This window comes from Paracoccus aminophilus JCM 7686, assembly GCF_000444995.1.
GTDB lineage: Bacteria > Pseudomonadota > Alphaproteobacteria > Rhodobacterales > Rhodobacteraceae > Paracoccus > Paracoccus aminophilus.
The window spans coordinates 436119-453388 of the sequence record NC_022041.1 but is presented as its reverse complement, the minus strand read 5'-3'; the positions used below and the strand labels follow the sequence as shown (position 1 = coordinate 453388).

At 65.2% G+C, this 17270-nt stretch carries 15 protein-coding genes; 8 read left to right on the top strand and 7 right to left on the bottom strand.

The features are described 5' to 3' along the window. Positions 1-3 precede the first annotated feature (3 nt). The 3 genes from JCM7686_RS02295 to JCM7686_RS02285 form a co-directional block, all read right to left on the bottom strand. Positions 4-3096: a valine--tRNA ligase gene (locus JCM7686_RS02295; RefSeq protein WP_020949252.1), complete on the bottom strand. Its 3093-nt coding sequence runs from the start codon at positions 3094-3096 to the stop codon at positions 4-6. Between the two features lie 127 nt (positions 3097-3223). Beyond that, on the bottom strand, positions 3224-4006 hold the full coding sequence (locus JCM7686_RS02290) for a VOC family protein (RefSeq protein WP_020949251.1): 783 nt from the start codon (positions 4004-4006) through the stop codon (positions 3224-3226). A gap of 276 nt (positions 4007-4282) precedes the next feature. Next, on the bottom strand, positions 4283-4765 hold the full coding sequence (locus JCM7686_RS02285; RefSeq protein WP_020949250.1) for a peroxiredoxin: 483 nt from the start codon (positions 4763-4765) through the stop codon (positions 4283-4285). Positions 4766-4839: 74 nt separating this feature from the next. On the opposite strand from JCM7686_RS02285, the gene JCM7686_RS02280 reads away from it, so the two are divergent. Both JCM7686_RS02280 and rsmD read left to right on the top strand, forming a co-directional pair. Continuing rightward, complete coding sequence (locus JCM7686_RS02280) at positions 4840-6054, top strand: NAD(P)/FAD-dependent oxidoreductase (protein ID WP_020949249.1); 1215 nt, start codon at positions 4840-4842, stop codon at positions 6052-6054. Positions 6055-6163: 109 nt separating this feature from the next. Beyond that, entirely contained in the window at positions 6164-6727 is a 564-nt protein-coding gene (gene rsmD / locus JCM7686_RS02275) for a 16S rRNA (guanine(966)-N(2))-methyltransferase RsmD (protein ID WP_020949248.1), read from the top strand. On the opposite strand, the gene JCM7686_RS02270 is transcribed toward rsmD, so the two are convergent. Beyond that, on the bottom strand, positions 6724-7155 hold the full coding sequence (locus JCM7686_RS02270; RefSeq protein ID WP_041527519.1) for an Lrp/AsnC family transcriptional regulator: 432 nt from the start codon (positions 7153-7155) through the stop codon (positions 6724-6726). The two genes, rsmD and JCM7686_RS02270, sit on opposite strands and share 4 nt — an antisense overlap. A gap of 139 nt (positions 7156-7294) precedes the next feature. On the opposite strand from JCM7686_RS02270, the gene JCM7686_RS02265 reads away from it, so the two are divergent. Continuing rightward, on the top strand, positions 7295-8452 hold the full coding sequence (locus tag JCM7686_RS02265; protein WP_020949246.1) for a type III PLP-dependent enzyme: 1158 nt from the start codon (positions 7295-7297) through the stop codon (positions 8450-8452). A gap of 73 nt (positions 8453-8525) precedes the next feature. Next, the gene (locus JCM7686_RS02260; RefSeq protein ID WP_020949245.1) at positions 8526-9704 is read left to right on the top strand and encodes a DUF2235 domain-containing protein; all 1179 of its coding nucleotides are present in this window, start codon (positions 8526-8528) and stop codon (positions 9702-9704) included. A gap of 15 nt (positions 9705-9719) precedes the next feature. Here the strand turns inward: JCM7686_RS02260 and metF are convergent, their stop codons facing one another. Then, on the bottom strand, positions 9720-10586 hold the full coding sequence (gene metF, locus JCM7686_RS02255; protein ID WP_020949244.1) for a methylenetetrahydrofolate reductase [NAD(P)H]: 867 nt from the start codon (positions 10584-10586) through the stop codon (positions 9720-9722). 92 nt (positions 10587-10678) lie between these two features. Between metF and JCM7686_RS02250 the strand changes: the two genes are divergently transcribed. The 3 genes from JCM7686_RS02250 (at position 10679) to JCM7686_RS02240 (ending at position 13626) form a co-directional block, all read left to right on the top strand. Further along, positions 10679-11581: a LysR family transcriptional regulator gene (locus JCM7686_RS02250; RefSeq protein WP_020949243.1), complete on the top strand. Its 903-nt coding sequence runs from the start codon at positions 10679-10681 to the stop codon at positions 11579-11581. A gap of 138 nt (positions 11582-11719) precedes the next feature. Then, a complete protein-coding gene (locus tag JCM7686_RS02245; protein ID WP_020949242.1) occupies positions 11720-12523 on the top strand; it encodes an inositol monophosphatase family protein in 804 nt (267 codons plus the stop codon). Between the two features lie 146 nt (positions 12524-12669). Further along, positions 12670-13626 (top strand): DMT family transporter, encoded by a 957-nt coding sequence (locus tag JCM7686_RS02240; protein ID WP_020949241.1) that lies wholly within the window; start codon positions 12670-12672, stop codon positions 13624-13626. Here the strand turns inward: JCM7686_RS02240 and JCM7686_RS02235 are convergent. Next, positions 13586-15826 carry a lytic transglycosylase domain-containing protein gene (locus JCM7686_RS02235; protein ID WP_020949240.1) on the bottom strand — a complete coding sequence of 747 codons (2241 nt, stop codon included), beginning with the start codon at positions 15824-15826 and terminating at the stop codon, positions 13586-13588. The genes JCM7686_RS02240 and JCM7686_RS02235 overlap by 41 nt on opposite strands. A 102-nt stretch (positions 15827-15928) precedes the next feature. Here JCM7686_RS02235 and dapA point away from each other — a divergent pair, with 102 nt between their 5' ends. After that, positions 15929-16804, top strand: coding sequence for a 4-hydroxy-tetrahydrodipicolinate synthase (dapA, locus tag JCM7686_RS02230; protein ID WP_041527076.1), 876 nt, complete (start codon positions 15929-15931; stop codon positions 16802-16804). 72 nt (positions 16805-16876) lie between these two features. Here the strand turns inward: dapA and JCM7686_RS02225 are convergent, their stop codons facing one another. Next, the gene (locus tag JCM7686_RS02225; RefSeq protein ID WP_020949238.1) at positions 16877-17263 is read right to left on the bottom strand and encodes a Na+/H+ antiporter subunit G; all 387 of its coding nucleotides are present in this window, start codon (positions 17261-17263) and stop codon (positions 16877-16879) included. Between the last annotated feature and the right edge of the window lie 7 nt (positions 17264-17270).

The window sequence follows — 17270 nt, the reverse complement described above, 5'->3', positions numbered from 1 at the left end:
AGCTTACATCGCCGCCAGCTGCGCCAAAGCGGCGCGGGTGCGGGCGATGTCGTCATCCAGAGCCACCAGCTTTTCGCGGGTTTCCTCGATGACTTCAGGCTCGGCATTCTCGACGAATTTCGGGTTGCCCAGACGGTTGCGCAGCCCGTTCGCGTCTTTGTCGGTCTTGGCCACGGCCTTTTCGAGACGCGCGGTTTCCGCTTTGACATCAATCACATCGCCGACCGGCAGCGCGAAGCTTGCGCCCTGCACCGAGACCGCGATCATGCCCCGCCCCATCGCGCCGTCGCGAACCGTCTCGATGCGCGCCATGCGCTGAACCAGCGGGCCGTTCGCCGCCAAGGCCGCGCGCGCGGCCTCATCGGCCTCGGTCACCACGAGATCCAGCTTCGCGCCTGCAGGAACGCCGATTTGCGCGCGGGCCGAACGTATCGATTCGATGAGCGAAATCACCCAGTTCATCTCGCGGTCAGCAGCAGCGTCGATCAGCTCGGCGCCATAGACCGGCCAGTCGCCGTGAACCAGCATCTTGGCGCGGTCGCCGGTCAGCGCCCAAAGCTCTTCGGTCACGAAAGGCATGATCGGATGGAGCAGCGTGAAGCACTGATCGAGCACCCAGCCCATGGTCGCGCGGGTTTCCTCGGCGAACTCGCCATCAAAGAGCGGCTTCGCGAATTCGACATACCAATCGCAAACCTTGCCCCAGACGAAAGCGTAGAGGATTTGCGCGGTATCGTTGAAGCGATAGGTCGTCAGCGCCTCGTCAAAGGCCAGACGCGTGCGCGCGACCTCGCCGATGATCCAGCGGTTCACGGTATGCTGGGGCTCGGGCTTTGCCCCGCCGCCGCGCACGCCATTCATTTCGGCGAAACGGGTGGCGTTCCAGATCTTGGTGACGAAGTTGCGGTTGCCCTCGACATGGCGCGGGCCAAGCTTCGGGTCGCGCCCCATCGCGGCCATCGAGGTCAGGGTGAAGCGCATCGCATCGGCGCCGAATTCGTCGATCAGCGTCAGCGGGTCGATGACATTGCCCTTCGACTTCGACATTTTCGCGCCTTTTTCGTCGCGCACCAGACCGTGGACATAGACGGTGTGGAACGGGACTTTGCCGACAACGGCGAGCTGCATCATCATCATCCGGGCGACCCAGAAGAAGATGATGTCAAAGCCGGTGACCAGCGTCGAGGTCGGGAAATATTTCTGGAGTTCCGGCGTATTTTCCGGCCAGCCAAGCGTGCCGATCGGCCACAGGCCCGACGAGAACCAGGTGTCGAGCACATCGGGATCGCGCCAGACCGGATAGACCAGAACCGTCGGATCTTGCGAGAGATTATAGGCGGCGAGCCCCGCCGCAAACGCCTCTTCGGCGGCGGCACGGTCAGCCACTTCGATCACGCGCGAGATCTGCAACGGATGGGGCAGACCGGCGATATCGTCGCGGAACTTCCCGGCGACATCGGCGAAATTCGCCGCCGCATGGTGGAAGTCGCCGCGCTGAACCAGACCATCGGCCAGCAACGAGAAGATCTCGACCTCGTCCAGCGCGCCGTCGCCCTCATCATCCTTGAAATTGCCCGCAGCCATGTCGAAACCATACCAGACCGGGATCTGGTGGCCCCACCACAGCTGGCGCGAGATCGTCCAGGGCTCGATGTTTTCGAGCCAGTGGAAATAGACCTTTTCGTGCTGTTCGGGCAGGATCCGGGTCTCGCCCGAGCGCACCGCATCAAGCGCCGGGCCGACGATTTTCGCGGTATCGACGAACCATTGGTCGGTCAGCATCGGCTCGATCACGACGCCCGAGCGGTCGCCAAAGGGCTGCATGATCGGCTTCGCCTCGACCAGCGGGCGGCGTTCGAGATGCTCGGCCCCGGTCTCTTTCTCGATTTCCTTGTGCAGATAGGTGACCGCGAGACCTTCCGCGGTGATCGCCTCGATCACGCGCTCGCGGGCCTCATAGCGGTCAAGCCCGCGCAATTCTTCGGGCACGAGGTTGACGTTCGAGACATCGCCGACATCTTCGCCGCGCGCCGCGCGGCTGGCGATTTCGGCGCTTTCGGCATAGCTCAGCCCATCGGTGCGCAGCGCGCCCTTGGTGTCCAAAAGCGCATAAAGCGGGATGCCGTTGCGCTGCGCGACGCCATAGTCGTTGAAGTCATGCGCGCCCGTGATCTTGACCGCGCCCGAGCCGAAATTCGGATCGGGATATTCATCGGTGATGATCGGGATCAGGCGGCGGAGTTCCTTGGGGCCGACCGGGATCTCGACCAGCTTGCCGACGATGGGCGCATAGCGCGCGTCATCGGTATGGACCGCAACCGCGCCATCGCCCAGCATGGTTTCGGGCCGGGTCGTCGCGATCGAAATGTAATCGCGGGTCTCGCGCAGGGTGACGTTGCCGTCCGCGTCGCGCTCGACATATTCATAGGTCTCGCCACCGGCCAGCGGGTATTTGAAATGCCACATATGGCCCGGGACTTCGCGGTTCTCGACCTCGAGATCGGAAATCGCGGTCTCGAAATGGGGGTCCCAGTTGACCAGACGCTTGCCGCGATAGATCAGGCCCTTGTCATACATATCGACAAAGACTTTCAGCACGGCTTCGTGGAAATTGCCCTCTTCGCCCGCAGGCGCACCCGGCGCGCCCGACATGGTGAAGGCATTGCGCGACCAGTCGCAAGACGCGCCCAAACGCTTCAGCTGATTGATGATCGTGCCGCCCGATTCCTGCTTCCAGGCCCAGATCTTCTGGACAAAGGCCTCGCGGCCGATGTCGCGGCGGTTCGGTTCCTGACGCTCGGCCATCTGGCGCTCGACGACCATCTGGGTCGCGATCCCGGCATGGTCCTGACCGGGCTGCCAAAGCGTGTCGAAGCCGCGCATCCGGTGCCAGCGCACCAGAATATCCTGCAGCGTGTTGTTCAGCGCATGGCCGATATGGAGGCTGCCGGTTACGTTCGGCGGCGGAATGACGACCGAGAAGCTCTCGGCCCCCGGCTTGGCGTTGGCGCCCGCGGCGAAGGCGTCGCTCGCCTCCCACTCTTTCGCGATCCGCGCCTCGGCAGTGGTCGCGTCGAAACTCTTGTCCATGCTCATCGGTCAATCACCCGTAAATCTGGGTTAGGGGATAGCGAAACCCGCCGGAAAGTCCAAGAGAAGATGCGGTTTCGCCGCCCGCCAACCGTCCCGCGCCTGTCCGAGCGGAACAGGTGAGCGCCCGCCCTTAGCCCTTGGGACCGACAATGGCGAAAGCCGCGCCTTCGGGATCGGTGCAGCCCGCAACCCAGGCGCCGCCGGGGACCTCCATCGGCCCAAAGAGGATCTTTCCGCCCGCGTCCGAGACCCGCGACATCGCCGAATCGATGCCGTCCACCCCGAAATAGGCGAGCCAATGCGGGGCGGGCGCGCCCCCGAGATCCATCATGCCGCCGATATCCGCGCCCTTGTGGCTGAAGAGCTGATAGATGCCGCGATCCTCGCCCATCTCGACCGCCCGCGACTTTTCCCAGCCGAAGAGCTTGGCGTAGAAGGACAACTCAGCCTCGGGCTGCGGAGCCATCAGCTCGTGCCAATTGCCGCGCCCGGTGGATTTCTGGTCAAAGGCCGGTTGGAACTTCGCCGCCGCCTCTGCCGTCATTTCCAAAGGCTGCAACAGGCCGAAAACCGCGCCCGCCGGATCGCTGACCACCGCGAAACGCCCGGTGCCGGGAATATCGGCAGGCTCTTGCAACACGCGCCCGCCCGCAGCCGAGATCTCGGCCGCCGCCTGATCGGCGCTTTCGACGGTGAAATAGATCTTCCAATGCGGCGGCACCTCCTCGGGCGGCAGGGCCATCAGCCCAGCAACCATGCCGCGCGCATCGCCCGCCAGCCGATAATCGAACCCCTCCATCCCGGCGCTTTGCACCGTCCAGCCGAAAACCTTGCCATAAAAGGCGCAGGTGGCATCAAGCCGCCCGGTCGGCGTGGTCAACTCGTACCAGCAAGGGCTACCGTGATCGCTCATGATCTTTCTCCGATTTCCGAGGGTTATCGCAGTCAAGAGAGGCGCAAAACCAAGCGGCGCGAGATGGTTCTACCGTCTCGCAGCCCCGAAAGGCCCCGAGAGGTCTCGTGCGCACCGGCTAAGCTTGCGCCTTCCCTGCACGAGAATCATCCGAAAAAATCGTGACCGTCCGCGGGCCCCGCCCGCCCAAAAGGATCACAGCACCCCGACCGCATCGGGGTTTCTGCACGGCGAGCCCGCCGCCGCGCAGAGTTGTCGTCAGGCTCTGACTGAGGCTCAGAGCGATTTCAGCAGGTTCTCACCCGCCGAAAGCTCGCAAACGCCGGGGCTCACCTCAAGCTCGAGCACATCGACCACGCCATCCGTGACCAACATGGCATAGCGCTTGGTGCGCCCGTAAAGCCCTGCCGCCGCCGCATCGAAATTCAACCCGAGCGCCTTGGTATAGGCGCCATCGGCATCGGCCAGAACCTCGATCCCGGCCTGATCCGCGCCGGTGTCCTTGGCCCAGGCCTTGGTCACGAAGGGATCATTGACGGTGACGCAATAGATCCCCGCCACCCCTTTGGCGCGGAACTGATCGGCGGTGCGGATGAAGCTCGGCATATGCGCCTGGCTGCACCCCGGGGTGAAGGCGCCGGGAACCCCGAAAATCGCGATCTTGCCCGAGAGCGCCGACAGATCGACCTTTTCGGTCCCCTCTGCACCCAGTTTCAAAAGCTCCGAATGGGGCAGCTTCTCTCCAGTGGTGATGGCCATGCTGTATCTCCATGAATTGCATCGCGTGCGTCGCGACTATAGGCTGTGGCCCACCGATCGACCAGCGAGGCGAAATGGAAATCGTAATCCTAGGAGCAGGGCAGGCTGCGGCCTCTATGGCTGCAAAACTGCGGACGCTTGGCCATGACGGCGGCATCACCATCGTGGGCGAGGAAACCGCGCCGCCCTATCAACGCCCCCCATTGAGCAAGGCCTATTTGCTCGGCACGATGGAGCTCGACCGGCTCACCCTGCGCGGCGACGACTGGTGGGCCGAGAACGGGATCACCCTGCGTCTGGGCGAACGTGCCACCGCGATCGACCGGGCGAACAAGACGGTGACGACCGACAAGGGCTTGATCCGCTACGACAATCTGGCCCTGACACTTGGCGCGACCCCGCGCAGGCTCCCGGCGATGATCGGCGGTGAGCTGCCCGGCACCCATGTCGTGCGCAACCTTGCCGATGTCGATCTGCTGGTCGACGAGCTCGAACGCGGCCGCAAACTCGTCGTGATCGGCGGCGGCTATATCGGGCTTGAGGCGGCAGCCGTCGCCCGCAAGATCGGGCTCGAGGTCACGCTGGTCGAGGCCGCCCCGCGCATTCTCGGCCGCGTCGCTTCCGAGGAAACAGCGAATATGATCCGCGCGCTCCATCAGGCCCATGGCGTCGAGATCATCGAAGGCGTCGGCCTCATCCGCATCACCGGCACCGATCACGCCGAAGGCGTCGAGCTCGCCGATGGCCGCCTCCTGGTCGCCGATTTCGTGATCTGCGGCATCGGCGTCTATCCTGAAACCGCTCTCGCAGCCCATGCCGGGCTCCGGATCGACAATGGCATCGCCACTGATGCCCAGGGCCGCACCTCCGATCCGGCGATCTGGGCGGCGGGCGATTGCGCCAGCTTCACCACGGCGGCGGGCCAGCTCCGCCTCGAAAGCGTCGGCAATGCCATCGACATGGCCGAACTCGTCGCCACGAATATCCTCGGCCAATCTCAAGGTGAAACCAGCGATTACCTGCCCAAACCCTGGTTCTGGTCCGACCAATATGACGCGAAACTCCAGATCGCAGGGCTCAACAGCGGCTATGACCGCACGGTCACCCGCAAGGGCGAGCACGACCATGCCGGCAGCGTCTGGTATTTCCGCAACAACCACCTGATCGCCGTCGATGCCCTGAATGACGGCCGCGCCTATATGGTCGGCAAACGCCTGATCGACGCAGGCCGCTCCCCGAGCCCTGAACAGGTCGAAACCGAGACCGATCTCAAAGCGCTGATGAAGTGAGCTTCGCTTTGACGCAAATACCTTCGGGGGGAATCCTCGCAGAGGATGGGGGGCAGACAGCCCCCCTTTTCTTCCCCGCCACCAGACCGAACATCCCAAGGACAGAAGCATGAGAATCGTCGGCGGCAATCTTCGCGGCCTCAAACTGACCGATGTCGGCGAGGGCGATGCGGCAGCTCATCTGCGCCCGACCACCGACCGGGTGCGCGAATCGATCTTCAACCTGCTGATCAACGGCACCCATGGCAATCCGATCCCCGGCGCACGGGTGCTCGATCTCTTTGCCGGAACCGGCGCGCTCGGGCTTGAGGCCCTGTCGCGCGGCGCGGCGCGGGTGGCTTTCGTCGATGATGGCGTCAAGGCGCGCGCGCTCCTGCGCAGCAATATCGAGAAGGCCCGGGCGATGGGCGTGACCGATGTCTGGCGCCGCGACGCGACCGATCTGGGCGAGAATCGAGGCGCGGGCTATGGGCTCATCTTTCTCGACCCGCCCTATGCGATGGGGCTCGGAGAACGCGCCATGGCCAATCTGCTCAAGGGCGGCTGGCTCACCCCGGAAGCGGTGGTCGTCTGGGAGGAAAGTCAGCCTCCGGTGCCGCCAGCGGGCCTCGTCCAGATCGACCAGCGCCGTTATGGCGATACGCTCGTCACATTGCTGCGCCGCGCCGGTTAAATCGCCCGATCGAGCTTGGTTGACAGGTGAATCAGGCTCTCGCTTGACTTCACGCCGGTCAAACTGCCGATCTGATCGAGCGCATCGTCCAATCGGCTCGTCGATTCGGCGGAAACCTGCAACAAAAGATCGACCCTGCCGCTGGTCGTATGAATGCGCTCGACCTCGGCCACGGTGCGAAGGCGCGAAATGATCGCCGCTTGCGAGCGCGGCTCGATGGTCAGAAGACAGGTCGCGCGGATCCGCCCCTCGCGCGCGGCCTCGCCCAGACGCAGAGTATAGCCCGCAATCGAGCCATTGCTTTCCAGCCGCTCCAGCCGCGCTTGCACGGTCGAACGCGCCACTTTCAGCCGCCGCGCCAGCACCGCCACCGACATGCGGGCATCCTGCGCTAGCTGGGCCAGAATCCCGCGATCCAGATCGTCCAAGGCGCTCTCCGTCATTTTGCCAAGTCTCCGAACAAAATAACGAAATCTCGCAAGATTGCCATCCCGAAGGCGGCATGACCCGGAACCGATTGCGGCGGCAGTCGTTTGCTGTGAACACGCGACGGCACGGGGAAGCTCGATGACAAAGCCCGCAAGCGAGATGCAGAAAACCATCTGGGACAATCCCTCCGACATCATCCGCAGCCGCGCTCCCGACCATCCGGTGATGGCCTTTTCGCCCTTGGCGCTCGAAGCCACGGCGCGGCGGTTTCTGGACGGTTTTCCCGGTCAGGTCACCTATGCGGTGAAGTCCAATCCCGATCCCTCGATCATCCGCGTGCTGTATAAAACCGGCGTCACCGGTTTCGACGTCGCCTCGCCCGCCGAGATCGACCTGATCGGCCAGATCGCGCCCGCAGCCGCGAGGCACTACCACAATCCCGTTCGCGCCAGTGCCGAGATCGCCCATGCGGCCAAGGCGGGCATCCGGGCATGGTCGGTCGACAGCCAGTCGGAGCTCGCCAAGATCATCGCCCGCGTCCCGCCCGACGGGGTCGAGATCTCGCCGCGTTTCAAACTGCCGGTCTCTGGGGCGATCTATGATTTCGGCTCGAAATTCGGCGCGCCGCCCGAGCTTGCGGTCACGCTTTTGCAAGAGGTCGCCGCGCGCGGCTTTACCCCCTCGCTGACCTTCCACCCCGGCACGCAATGCACCGACCCCGCCGCTTGGGAAAGCTACATCCGCACCGCGGGTGACATCGCCACGCAGGCAGGGATCACGCCCGCGCGGCTCAATGTCGGCGGCGGCTTTCCCTCGCATCGCGTCACCGGCGCCGCCCCCGATCTCGAGGCGATTTTCGCCCTGATCGCCCGCGTCACCCGCGAAACCTTCGGCGCTTCCGCCCCCGCACTTGTCTGCGAGCCCGGACGCGGGCTCTGCGCCGATGCCTTCTCGCTGATCACGCGGGTCAAGGCTCTGCGCGACGGGCAGACTATCTTTCTCAATGATGGCGTCTATGGCGGCCTCTCCGAATTGCCGATCGTCGGCAATCTCGACCGGATCGAGGTGCTTGATCCTAAGGGCCAACCACGGCGCGGCGAGCCCCTCAGCCGCACGATTTTCGGCCCGACCTGCGATTCGGTCGACCGCCTGCCGGGGGAGCTGGATCTGCCCGAAGATCTGAAGGACGGCGATTACGTCATTTTCCACGGCGCCGGGGCCTATTCGACCGCCACGAACACCCGCTTCAACGGCTTTGGCGAGATGGAGCATCTGACCGTTCGCGCCCTTGGCTGATCCGCGAGCGGCCAAGCGCCCGCAGGCCAGCCCAAGAGGGGCGCATCTTTACCAATCCATGTTAGCGTGAGGCATGGAATCACCGCGCCCCCCTCTGCCCCATGTCGTTCTGATCGACGGAACCCAGGCCTCGCTTGACCCCGCACATCGCAGCTCGATCGGCCGGCTTTATGCCGCTTTGTCAGGCTGGTGGGGCGAGCTGCCGATGCGGCTGCGCGTGCGTTATTCGCCGGGGTTTCAATGGGAAAACTGGCGCTCTCTGCCGGGACTTGCTGCGGGAAATGAACTCGAAAGCCGCATTCTCGCGGCCTATACGTGGCTTGCCCATCAGTGGCAGCCGGGCGATCCGTTGTTTCTCTTTGGCTATTCGCGCGGCGCCTTTGCCGTGCGTGCGCTGGCCGGGATGATCGGTCAGGTGGGACTTTTGCGACGCGAGGCCTTGTCCGACGACAGCGTGCGCATCGCTTGGGAGCTTTACAGCGCGGGCGGTGACGAGGCCGCGATGACCCATTTCCGCCGCGCCCATTGCCACCCCCATGTCCCGATCCGCATGATCGGCGTCTTTGACACGGTCGTCGGTCTGGGCGTGCGGCTTCCGCTGCTCTGGATGGTGGGTCGTCCGGGGTTTCGTTTTCGTGACCTCCGGCTTGGCGCCTATGCCGAGCGCGGCGCGCAGGCGCTGGCGCTTGACGAAACCCGCGCCGCTTTCGCCCCGCTTCTGTGGGACGAGGATGAACCCGCGCGCATCCGCCAGATGTGGTTTCGCGGCTGTCATCCCGATATTGGCGGGCAGTTGAGCGGGGCGGAATATGCGCGTCCGCTCGCCAATATTCCGCTGGTCTGGATGATGGAAGAGGCCGAGGCGGCGGGCCTGCCCTTGCCGCAGGGCTGGCGCGATCATCTGCCCTGCGATGCGACCGCGCCCTCGGTCGGCTCGTGGCGCAGCTGGGGCAAGGCCTTCCTTGCGCGCGCGCCCCGCGTCGCGGGCACGACCCTGACCGAGCAGCTCCATCCGACCGTGCCCCAACCCTATACCGGCCCGGCGATTTTAAGCGGCGCGCTCGCGCGCTTTGGTCTCGACAAGCCAAAGCCGCGCAGGCCTCGGGTCAAGCGCGCCGCGTCAGGCCCGAGCAAAACCCCTCGACTTGGCCGCGCGAAAACCGCGACAGGCGCGAAGGCGAAAGCCTCGGGCGTGCAGGCCGCACAAACAAAAACCGCGCCCTTGGACCCCAAGGACGCGGCGGATCGTTAAGTGCCTCGGCGCGGGTCAGGCGACTTGGCTCAAGCCCGGCTGGGGATGAACGCCCAAGGCCTCGCAGACCGCAAGCGTCAGATCGGGCTTGTTCAGCGTGTAGAAATGCAGCCGGTCGACGCCGCCCGCGATCAGCTTTTCGCACAGATCGACGCAAAGCTCATGCGCGAGACGGGCTTCACCCTCTTTGCCCGCTTTCGAGAAAGCCTCATCCGCCCAAGCCGGGACCGAGGTGCCGCAGCGCTCGGCAAAGCGCTTGGCCCCGGCCCAGCCCTGAATCGGCAGGATCCCCGGAAGAATCGGCGCGTCGATCCCCGCTGCCGCACAGGCGTCGCGGAAGCGGAAGAAGGTCTCGGGCTCGAAGAAGAATTGCGTCATGGCCGAGCTTGCGCCCGCATCGATCTTGCGCTTGAGCCAGGCGACATCGGCGGCAGTATCCGGGCTTTCGGGATGGGGCTCGGGATAGGCGCCGACGCGGATGGTAAAGCCGCCGCGCTTGGCGATCGCTTCGATCAGCTCGACCGAGCTCGCGAAACCATCTTCATGGACCGTGAATTTCGCCTGCCCCTGCGGCGCGTCTCCGCGCAGAGCCACGATCTCGCGCACGCCGACGGCGGCGTAATCGTCAACGATCTTCATCGTCTCGTCGCGGGTCGCGTCAACGCAGGTCAGATGCGCCGCGACATTGAGCCCGCAATGCGAGGTCAGCGCCGTCACCGCCTCATGGGTCAGCTGGCGGGTCGTGCCGCCCGCGCCATAGGTGACCGACACGAAATCCGGCATCAGCGGCGCAAGCACACGCGCGGTTTCCCACAGGCGGAACGACTGGTCGAGGTTCCGGGGCGGGAAGAATTCAAAGCTGATTCCGGGCTTCGCGGTCATGGTCTCATTCCTTTATCGTAGAGGGCTTGTCGCATGTCGCCCGTCGTGAGACAAATTCATAATCCGCAACATGGTTATGAGTTCCATTCAAGATGCACCTCGAGCTTCGGCATTTGCGCAGCCTGCGCGCGATCCATGAACAGGGCGGGCTCGCCCGCGCGGCCGAAGTGCTCAATCTGACGCAATCGGCGCTGTCCCATCAGGTCAAGGCGCTGGAGGAGCAGGCCGGGGTCGAGCTTTTCTTGCGCCGCACCAAGCCCTTGCGGCTCTCGGCTGCCGGGATGCGGCTCTTGCGCACCGCCGAGCAGGTCCTGCCGCTGATCGACGCGGCCGAGGCCGAGTTTCGCGCCGTCGAGCAGGGCCGCGCCGGGCGGCTGCATGTCGCGATGGAATGCCATCATTGCTTCGACTGGCTTTTGCCGGTCATCGACCGCTTCCGCCGCGCCTGGCCCGAGGTCGATCTCGACATCCGCGCCTCGCTGTCCTTGAAGGCCCTGCCCGCGCTGCAAAAGGGTCAGGTCGATCTGGTGATCTCGTCGGACCCCGAAGAGATCGCCGGGGTCACGTTCCAGCCGCTGTTCGACTATGCCCCGACGCTGGTCGTCGCCGCCGATCATCCTTTGGCCGCGAAAGGCTATGCCGATCCCGAGGATCTGCGCAGCGAGACGCTCATCACCTATCCGATGGAGCGCGCGCGTCTCGATGTCTTTTCGCAATTTCTCGATCCCGCAGGCGTCGAGCCCGCCGAGATCCGGCAGGTCGAGCAGACCGCCGTCGCGCTGATGCTGGTGGCCTCGGGGCGCGGGGTCTCGGTCATGCCCGACTGGGTCTTGCGCGCGCAGGCCACCAACCCCGAGCTGGTGACGATCCCGCTTGGCCCCAAGGGCAAGTTGCGCCGCCTTTACGCCGCCTTGCGCGAAGAGGATCTCGCCCAACCCTATATGGCCTATGTCCTGCGCCTCGCCCGGACCGAGCCGCTGCGGTTTTTGCGCTGATCCCGGTCGTGGCGCATTCTGACGGGTCGTGGCGGCAAGGGCTCAGGGCTTGACGCAACGACAGCCCACCCTTTCCAAGACTTCACTTTGCGCGCGCATCGCATTATGACGCGAGCTTAGCCGAAAAAGGACAGCCCGATGGCCAGCGCCAACCTCAATGTCATGATCAAGGCCGCGCGCAAGGCGGGCCGCTCCCTCGTCAAGGATTTCCGCGAGGTCGAGAACCTTCAGGTCTCGGTCAAGGGTGCGGGCGATTTCGTCACCCGCGCCGACCGCGAGGCCGAGCGCGTCATCAAGGAAGAGCTGCGCGCCGCGCGCCCGAACTATGGCTGGCTCGGCGAGGAAACCGGCGAGGATGCCGGTGAAGACCCGACCCGCCGCTGGATCGTCGATCCGCTGGATGGCACCACCAACTTCCTGCACGGCCTGCCGCATTGGGCGATCTCGATCGCGCTCGAGCACAAGGGCGAGATCGTCGCCGCCGTCGTCTATGACGCGGCCAAGGACGAGATGTTCACCGCCGAAAAAGGCGATGGCGCCTTTATGAACAACCAGCGCATCCGGGTTTCGGGCCGCCGCCAGATGATCGAGTCGATCTTCGCGACCGGCGTGCCCTTCGGCGGTCGCGGCACCCTGCCCGCGACCCTGGCCGATCTGGCCCGCCTGATGCCGATGACCGCCGGTGTGCGCCGTTGGGGCGCAGCCGCGCTCGACCTCGCCTATGTCGCCTCGGGCCGCTACGACGGCTATTGGGAGCGCGGGATCAACGCCTGGGACGTGGCGGCGGGCATTCTGCTCGTCAAAGAGGCCGGTGGCTTCGTCGAGTCGATCCGCAGCGAGGAAAACCCGGTCACTTCGGGCAATATCGTCGCGGGCAATGCGCTGCTCTTCCCGCAATTCGCGGAAATCATCCGCGAACGCCCCGAGCCGCGTAAGGCTTAATCTCCTAAAAGCCTTATGCGCAGCAGCTATGCGCTGCGCACAAGGCCGTCACGCAGGCCGGTTCCGGCACGACGGGGGCGCATCGCGCCCCCTTGACCTTCCCGACACATGGGCGCAGGTCTCGGCTGTCAGCCAGCGAGTCCGTCATGCCAAATCCAGCCCCCGCGCCGGGCCCTCTTTCGTCGCCCGCCACCGCGGGCGTCGTGTCTTCGCCTGCCAGCTCTGATGCGGCACGCGACAAGCAACCACGCGCCATCTTGTTGATGTGCCTCGTTGCTTTCGTCTTCGCGGTGCAAGACGGGCTTTCGCGTCATCTCGGCGCCGCTTATTCGCCGATGTTCGTCGTCATGCTGCGCTATTGGTTCATGGCGGCTTTCGTCATCATCTTGGCGCTGCGCAAACCGGGCGGGCTCAGGGCAGCGGCGCGCTCGAAACGGCCCGTTCTGCAAATCCTGCGCGGCGTGCTGCTGATTACCGAGACGCTGCTGATCGTCACCGCTTTCGTGCGGCTGGGGCTGATCAACACCCATGCGGTCTTTGCCTGCTCGCCGCTGATCGTGGTTGCGCTGTCGGGGCGGCTGCTCGGCGAAAAGATCGGCTGGCGGCGCTGGGTCGCGGTCGGCGTCGGCTTCATCGGCATCCTGATCGTGCTGAAGCCGACCAGCGGAGTCTTTGCCGCAGATTCGCTGATCCCTTTCCTCGCGGCGGCGATGTTCGGGATTTATAGCCTGCTGACCCGGATGGTCTCGCTCGAGGATCCGTCGGGCGTCAGCTTCTTTTGGACCGGGATCGCCGGAGCCGTCACCTCGACCGCGATCGGCATTGCCTGGATCGAGCCGATCCATCTTTACGACGTGCCGCTGCTGCTGGCGCTGTGTGCGCTTGGCGCTTTGTCGCATTTCCTGCTGATCAAGGCTTATGAAATGGCCGAGGCCTCAAGCCTGCAGCCCTTCGCCTATACCCAGCTTGTTTGGGTCTCGTTCATCGGCGTGCTGCTGCTCGGCGAAACGCTTGCGCCCAATGTCGCCGTCGGCGCGACCATTGTCGTCGGCGCGGGGCTCTTTACCTGGTGGCGGACGCTGCAGAAGAGCCGGCAGGGTTAGAGCCAGAGGCGCTGGCCTCGGTCATCGTCTCGGTTCCGGTTCCTCCTTGGGGAGCGGATGCCGGAGCGGGTGAAACCGCTGCCGGACCGGGCGCGGCCCCCGAAGCCATCCCTGCCGGAGCAACCCCGACCGGAGCCAGCACAGCCCGCAACACCCCGCCCGCGGCCATCTCGATCAGCGGTCGCATTGGCTTTGGTGGCCGCGCCGAGACCGCCAGCCGGATCGGTGGTGGCGGCGGTGGCGGCATCAGCCCGCCGCCGTTCAGATCCCAGGTCGGGATCAGCGATTGCGGCGTGCCATGGATGCGCGCGCGATAAATCGGCAAAGCCTCGGCCACGCGCATGACGTAATTGCGCGTCTCGTCGAGCGGGATCATCTCGACCCAATCAATCGGATCGGCGTTTTTGCGTAGATCGCCAAGATCGGTCAGCCAGCGCGCCGGACGCCCCGGCCCGGCGTTGTAGCCCGACGAGATCAGCGCCACCGAATAGCCGAAGCGATCCTCGAGCCCGCGCAGATAGGCCGAGCCCAGACGCGCGTTATATTCGGCATCCGTGGTCAGTCGCGCGAAATCATAGGGCTCGCCAATGACGCGGGCCATGTCGCGCGCCGTGCCCGGCATGACCTGCATCAGCCCCTTGGCCCCGGCATGGGAATTGGCGGTATGGTTGAATTCGCTTTCGCGCCGCGCGATGGCCAGCACCAGCTCGGGCGCAATGCCGTGATCGTTGAGCTCGAGCCCGGTGAGCGGGAAATAGGCCGCCGGATAGATCCCGCCCTTGGCCGCCGCCGCCTTGGCCAGACGCAAGGCGTGCCAGGGCTGGCGCAGCTCCATCATCAGCCGCGCCATGCGCCCGATATCCTCGGGCGGCGCGGTTTCGGCAAGCTGCATGAAAAAGCGCTGGCCCTGCTCGGGATAGCCCGCAGCCGCGAGCCAGACCCCGGCCTGCCAGAGCCGGTTCTGGGTGAGCGGCGTGCCGCGCCACTCGGGCAGGCTCTCGACCGCCCGGCCCGGCAGCGCCAGCTCGGGCCGCATCGGCGCGCCGATTTTCTCAGAGGCGAGCTGGCCGTAAAAGGCGGTCTGATGATCGGCCGCGCGGGTATAGGCGGCCTTGGCCGCCGCGGGCGCGCCCATCGCCTCATAGGCGCGGCCCTGCCAGTAAAGCGCGCGAGACAAGGTGATCGGCGTCGCGCCCTTGGCTTCGAGATGGCGGAAATGGCCAAGCGCGCGATCCGGCGCGCCGCCCTTCAGCGCGGCATAACCCGCAAGCCATTCGAGATCGGGATAATCCTTATGGCCTTCGGGCAGGAAATGATTGGCCGCGAATTTCTCGGCCAGCACCCAGTCGCGGGCCCGAAGCGCGGCGCGGGCGTAATCGGCGCGCAGGCCCGACCAGGCGCCGGGATCGCGCAAAGCCTCGGCGCTGGTCGAACGCTCGATCATCAGATCACGGGCGAGATCGCTGAGCTTGTTCTTGACCCGCCAGCGGAAGCGATCAAGCGCGAGCCCGGCATCAGCCTGCTGCGCCTGCGGCAGCGCGAGAATCGCGGTATCGACGCCGGGCCGACCGGCCTGCAATGCGATGCGGGCTTTTGCCACAGCCGCCACATTGGGGCTGGCGCGGCCGATCATGCGCTCGGCGGCCAGCGCCTCACCCTGATCGAGCAGGCGGGTGATGCGCGCGTCATCGGCCCCTTTGACCCGGTCGCCATAGCTCGCGAGAAAGGCGGTTTCCTCGGGTGCGGTCAGGACGACCTCGGTCCAGAACCGGGCCAGCTCGGCCGCGACGGCCTTGGGATCGGCCTTTTGCAAGGCGGCGATATAGGCGGTCTCGCCGTTCAGCGTGTCGGGCTTGCGGGTCTCGAACCAGCGGATAACCTCGGCGGGCGGCAGATCGGGGGTCAGCACCGCATCGCCACGCCGGTAAAACAGCTCGAGCCCCGGCCAATCGCCGTTTCTCAGCGCGAAATCGCGGTATTCGGGCCAGCTGCCCTGCCCCGCGCGCAGCTTCTGCCAAAAGATCAGATCAAGCGCGATCGGCCCCGAGCGCGCTGCGGCCATCTCGGCCCCCGCCCAGTCGCGCCCCGAGGCCGCGCCAAGCGCTCTGCCCATATCGACGAGATTTTCAGCCGCAGCCGGAGAGGCCGCGGCGACCGCAAGGATCAGCCCCAAAAGTCTGTCGCGCAGAGGATACAACATGCGCCAGTTGTGACCTCGGATTCGCGCAGGTGCAACTCACATCCTTGGCAAGGAGGGATTCGGGTAGTAAGGCCAAATGAAACAGCTTCACAGGATGCACGCATGTTCAAAGGCTCGATGCCCGCGCTGGTCACCCCCTTCGATCACGATGGAGAACTTGATCTCGCCACGCTCGAGAAGCTGGTCGAGTGGCATATCGCCGAGGGCAGCCACGGGCTGGTTCCTGTCGGCACCACGGGCGAAAGCCCGACGCTCAGCCATGACGAGCACAATCTGGTCATCCGCGAGGTCGCGCGTGTCGCCGCAGGGCGCGTGCCGGTCGTCGCAGGTGCCGGGTCGAACTCGACCCGCGAAGGCATCAGCCTGATCAGACATGCGGAGGAATCGGGCGCGGATGCGGCGCTGATCGTGACGCCCTATTACAACAAGCCGACGCAAGAAGGCATGATCGCGCATTTCCGCGCGCTGCATGATGCTTCGAACCTGCCGATCATCATCTACAACATCCCCGGCCGCTCGGTCATCGACATGTCGCCCGCGACCATGGGCGAGCTCGCGAAACTGCCGCGCATCATCGGCGTCAAGGACGCGACCGGCAAGATCGAGCGCGTCTCGATGCAGCGCGCGACCTGCGGGGCGGATTTCATCCAGCTTTCGGGCGAGGATGCCACCGCGCTTGGCTTTAACGCCCATGGCGGCACGGGCTGCATCTCGGTCACCGCAAACGTCGCGCCGCGCCTGTGCGCCGAGTTCCAGAACGCCACGCTCGCGGGCGATTACGCCAAGGCGCTGGAATATCAGGACAAGCTGATGCCGCTCCATGAGGCGATCTTCATCGAGCCGGGTGTGGCCGGTGCGAAATACGCCATGTCGCGTCTGGGCCTGTGCAGCGAGCGCGTGCGCCTGCCGCTGGTCGCGCTGACCGGCCCGACCCGCGACAAGATCGACGCTGCGCTGGAACATGCGGGCCTGCTCTAAGCACCCCGCTCACCGTTTCCCGTGAAACGCAAACGCCGCCTTTCTCGGGCGGCGTTTCTCGTTCTGAGGCCCCTAGCGGGCAGCGTTATCTTTCTCTGCCCCGCTTTTCTCTGCGGCGCTGAAGGTCGCCCAATCGCCTTTCGGCGGTTTCGGCACCTGATCCTTCATCCGGTTGAGATGCAGATGCGCCTTGGCGATGAAATGGCCGGTGATCGGCGCGGTCGCCAGAAGGAAGATGGTGATGAGCAGCTCATGCCAGCTCCAGCCGCCGCCAAAGACCGGAAACCAGATCAGCGCCGCGATCAGGACCGAACCCACGCCCAAGGTCGTCGCCATCCCCGGCCCATGCAGCCGCGACATCAGATCGGGCAGCCGGATCAGTGCGAGCGATCCGACCAGCCCGAAAAAGCCCCCCGCGATCAGCAGGGCCGAGACGATGATTTCCGCAATCAACTCCATGCCCGCC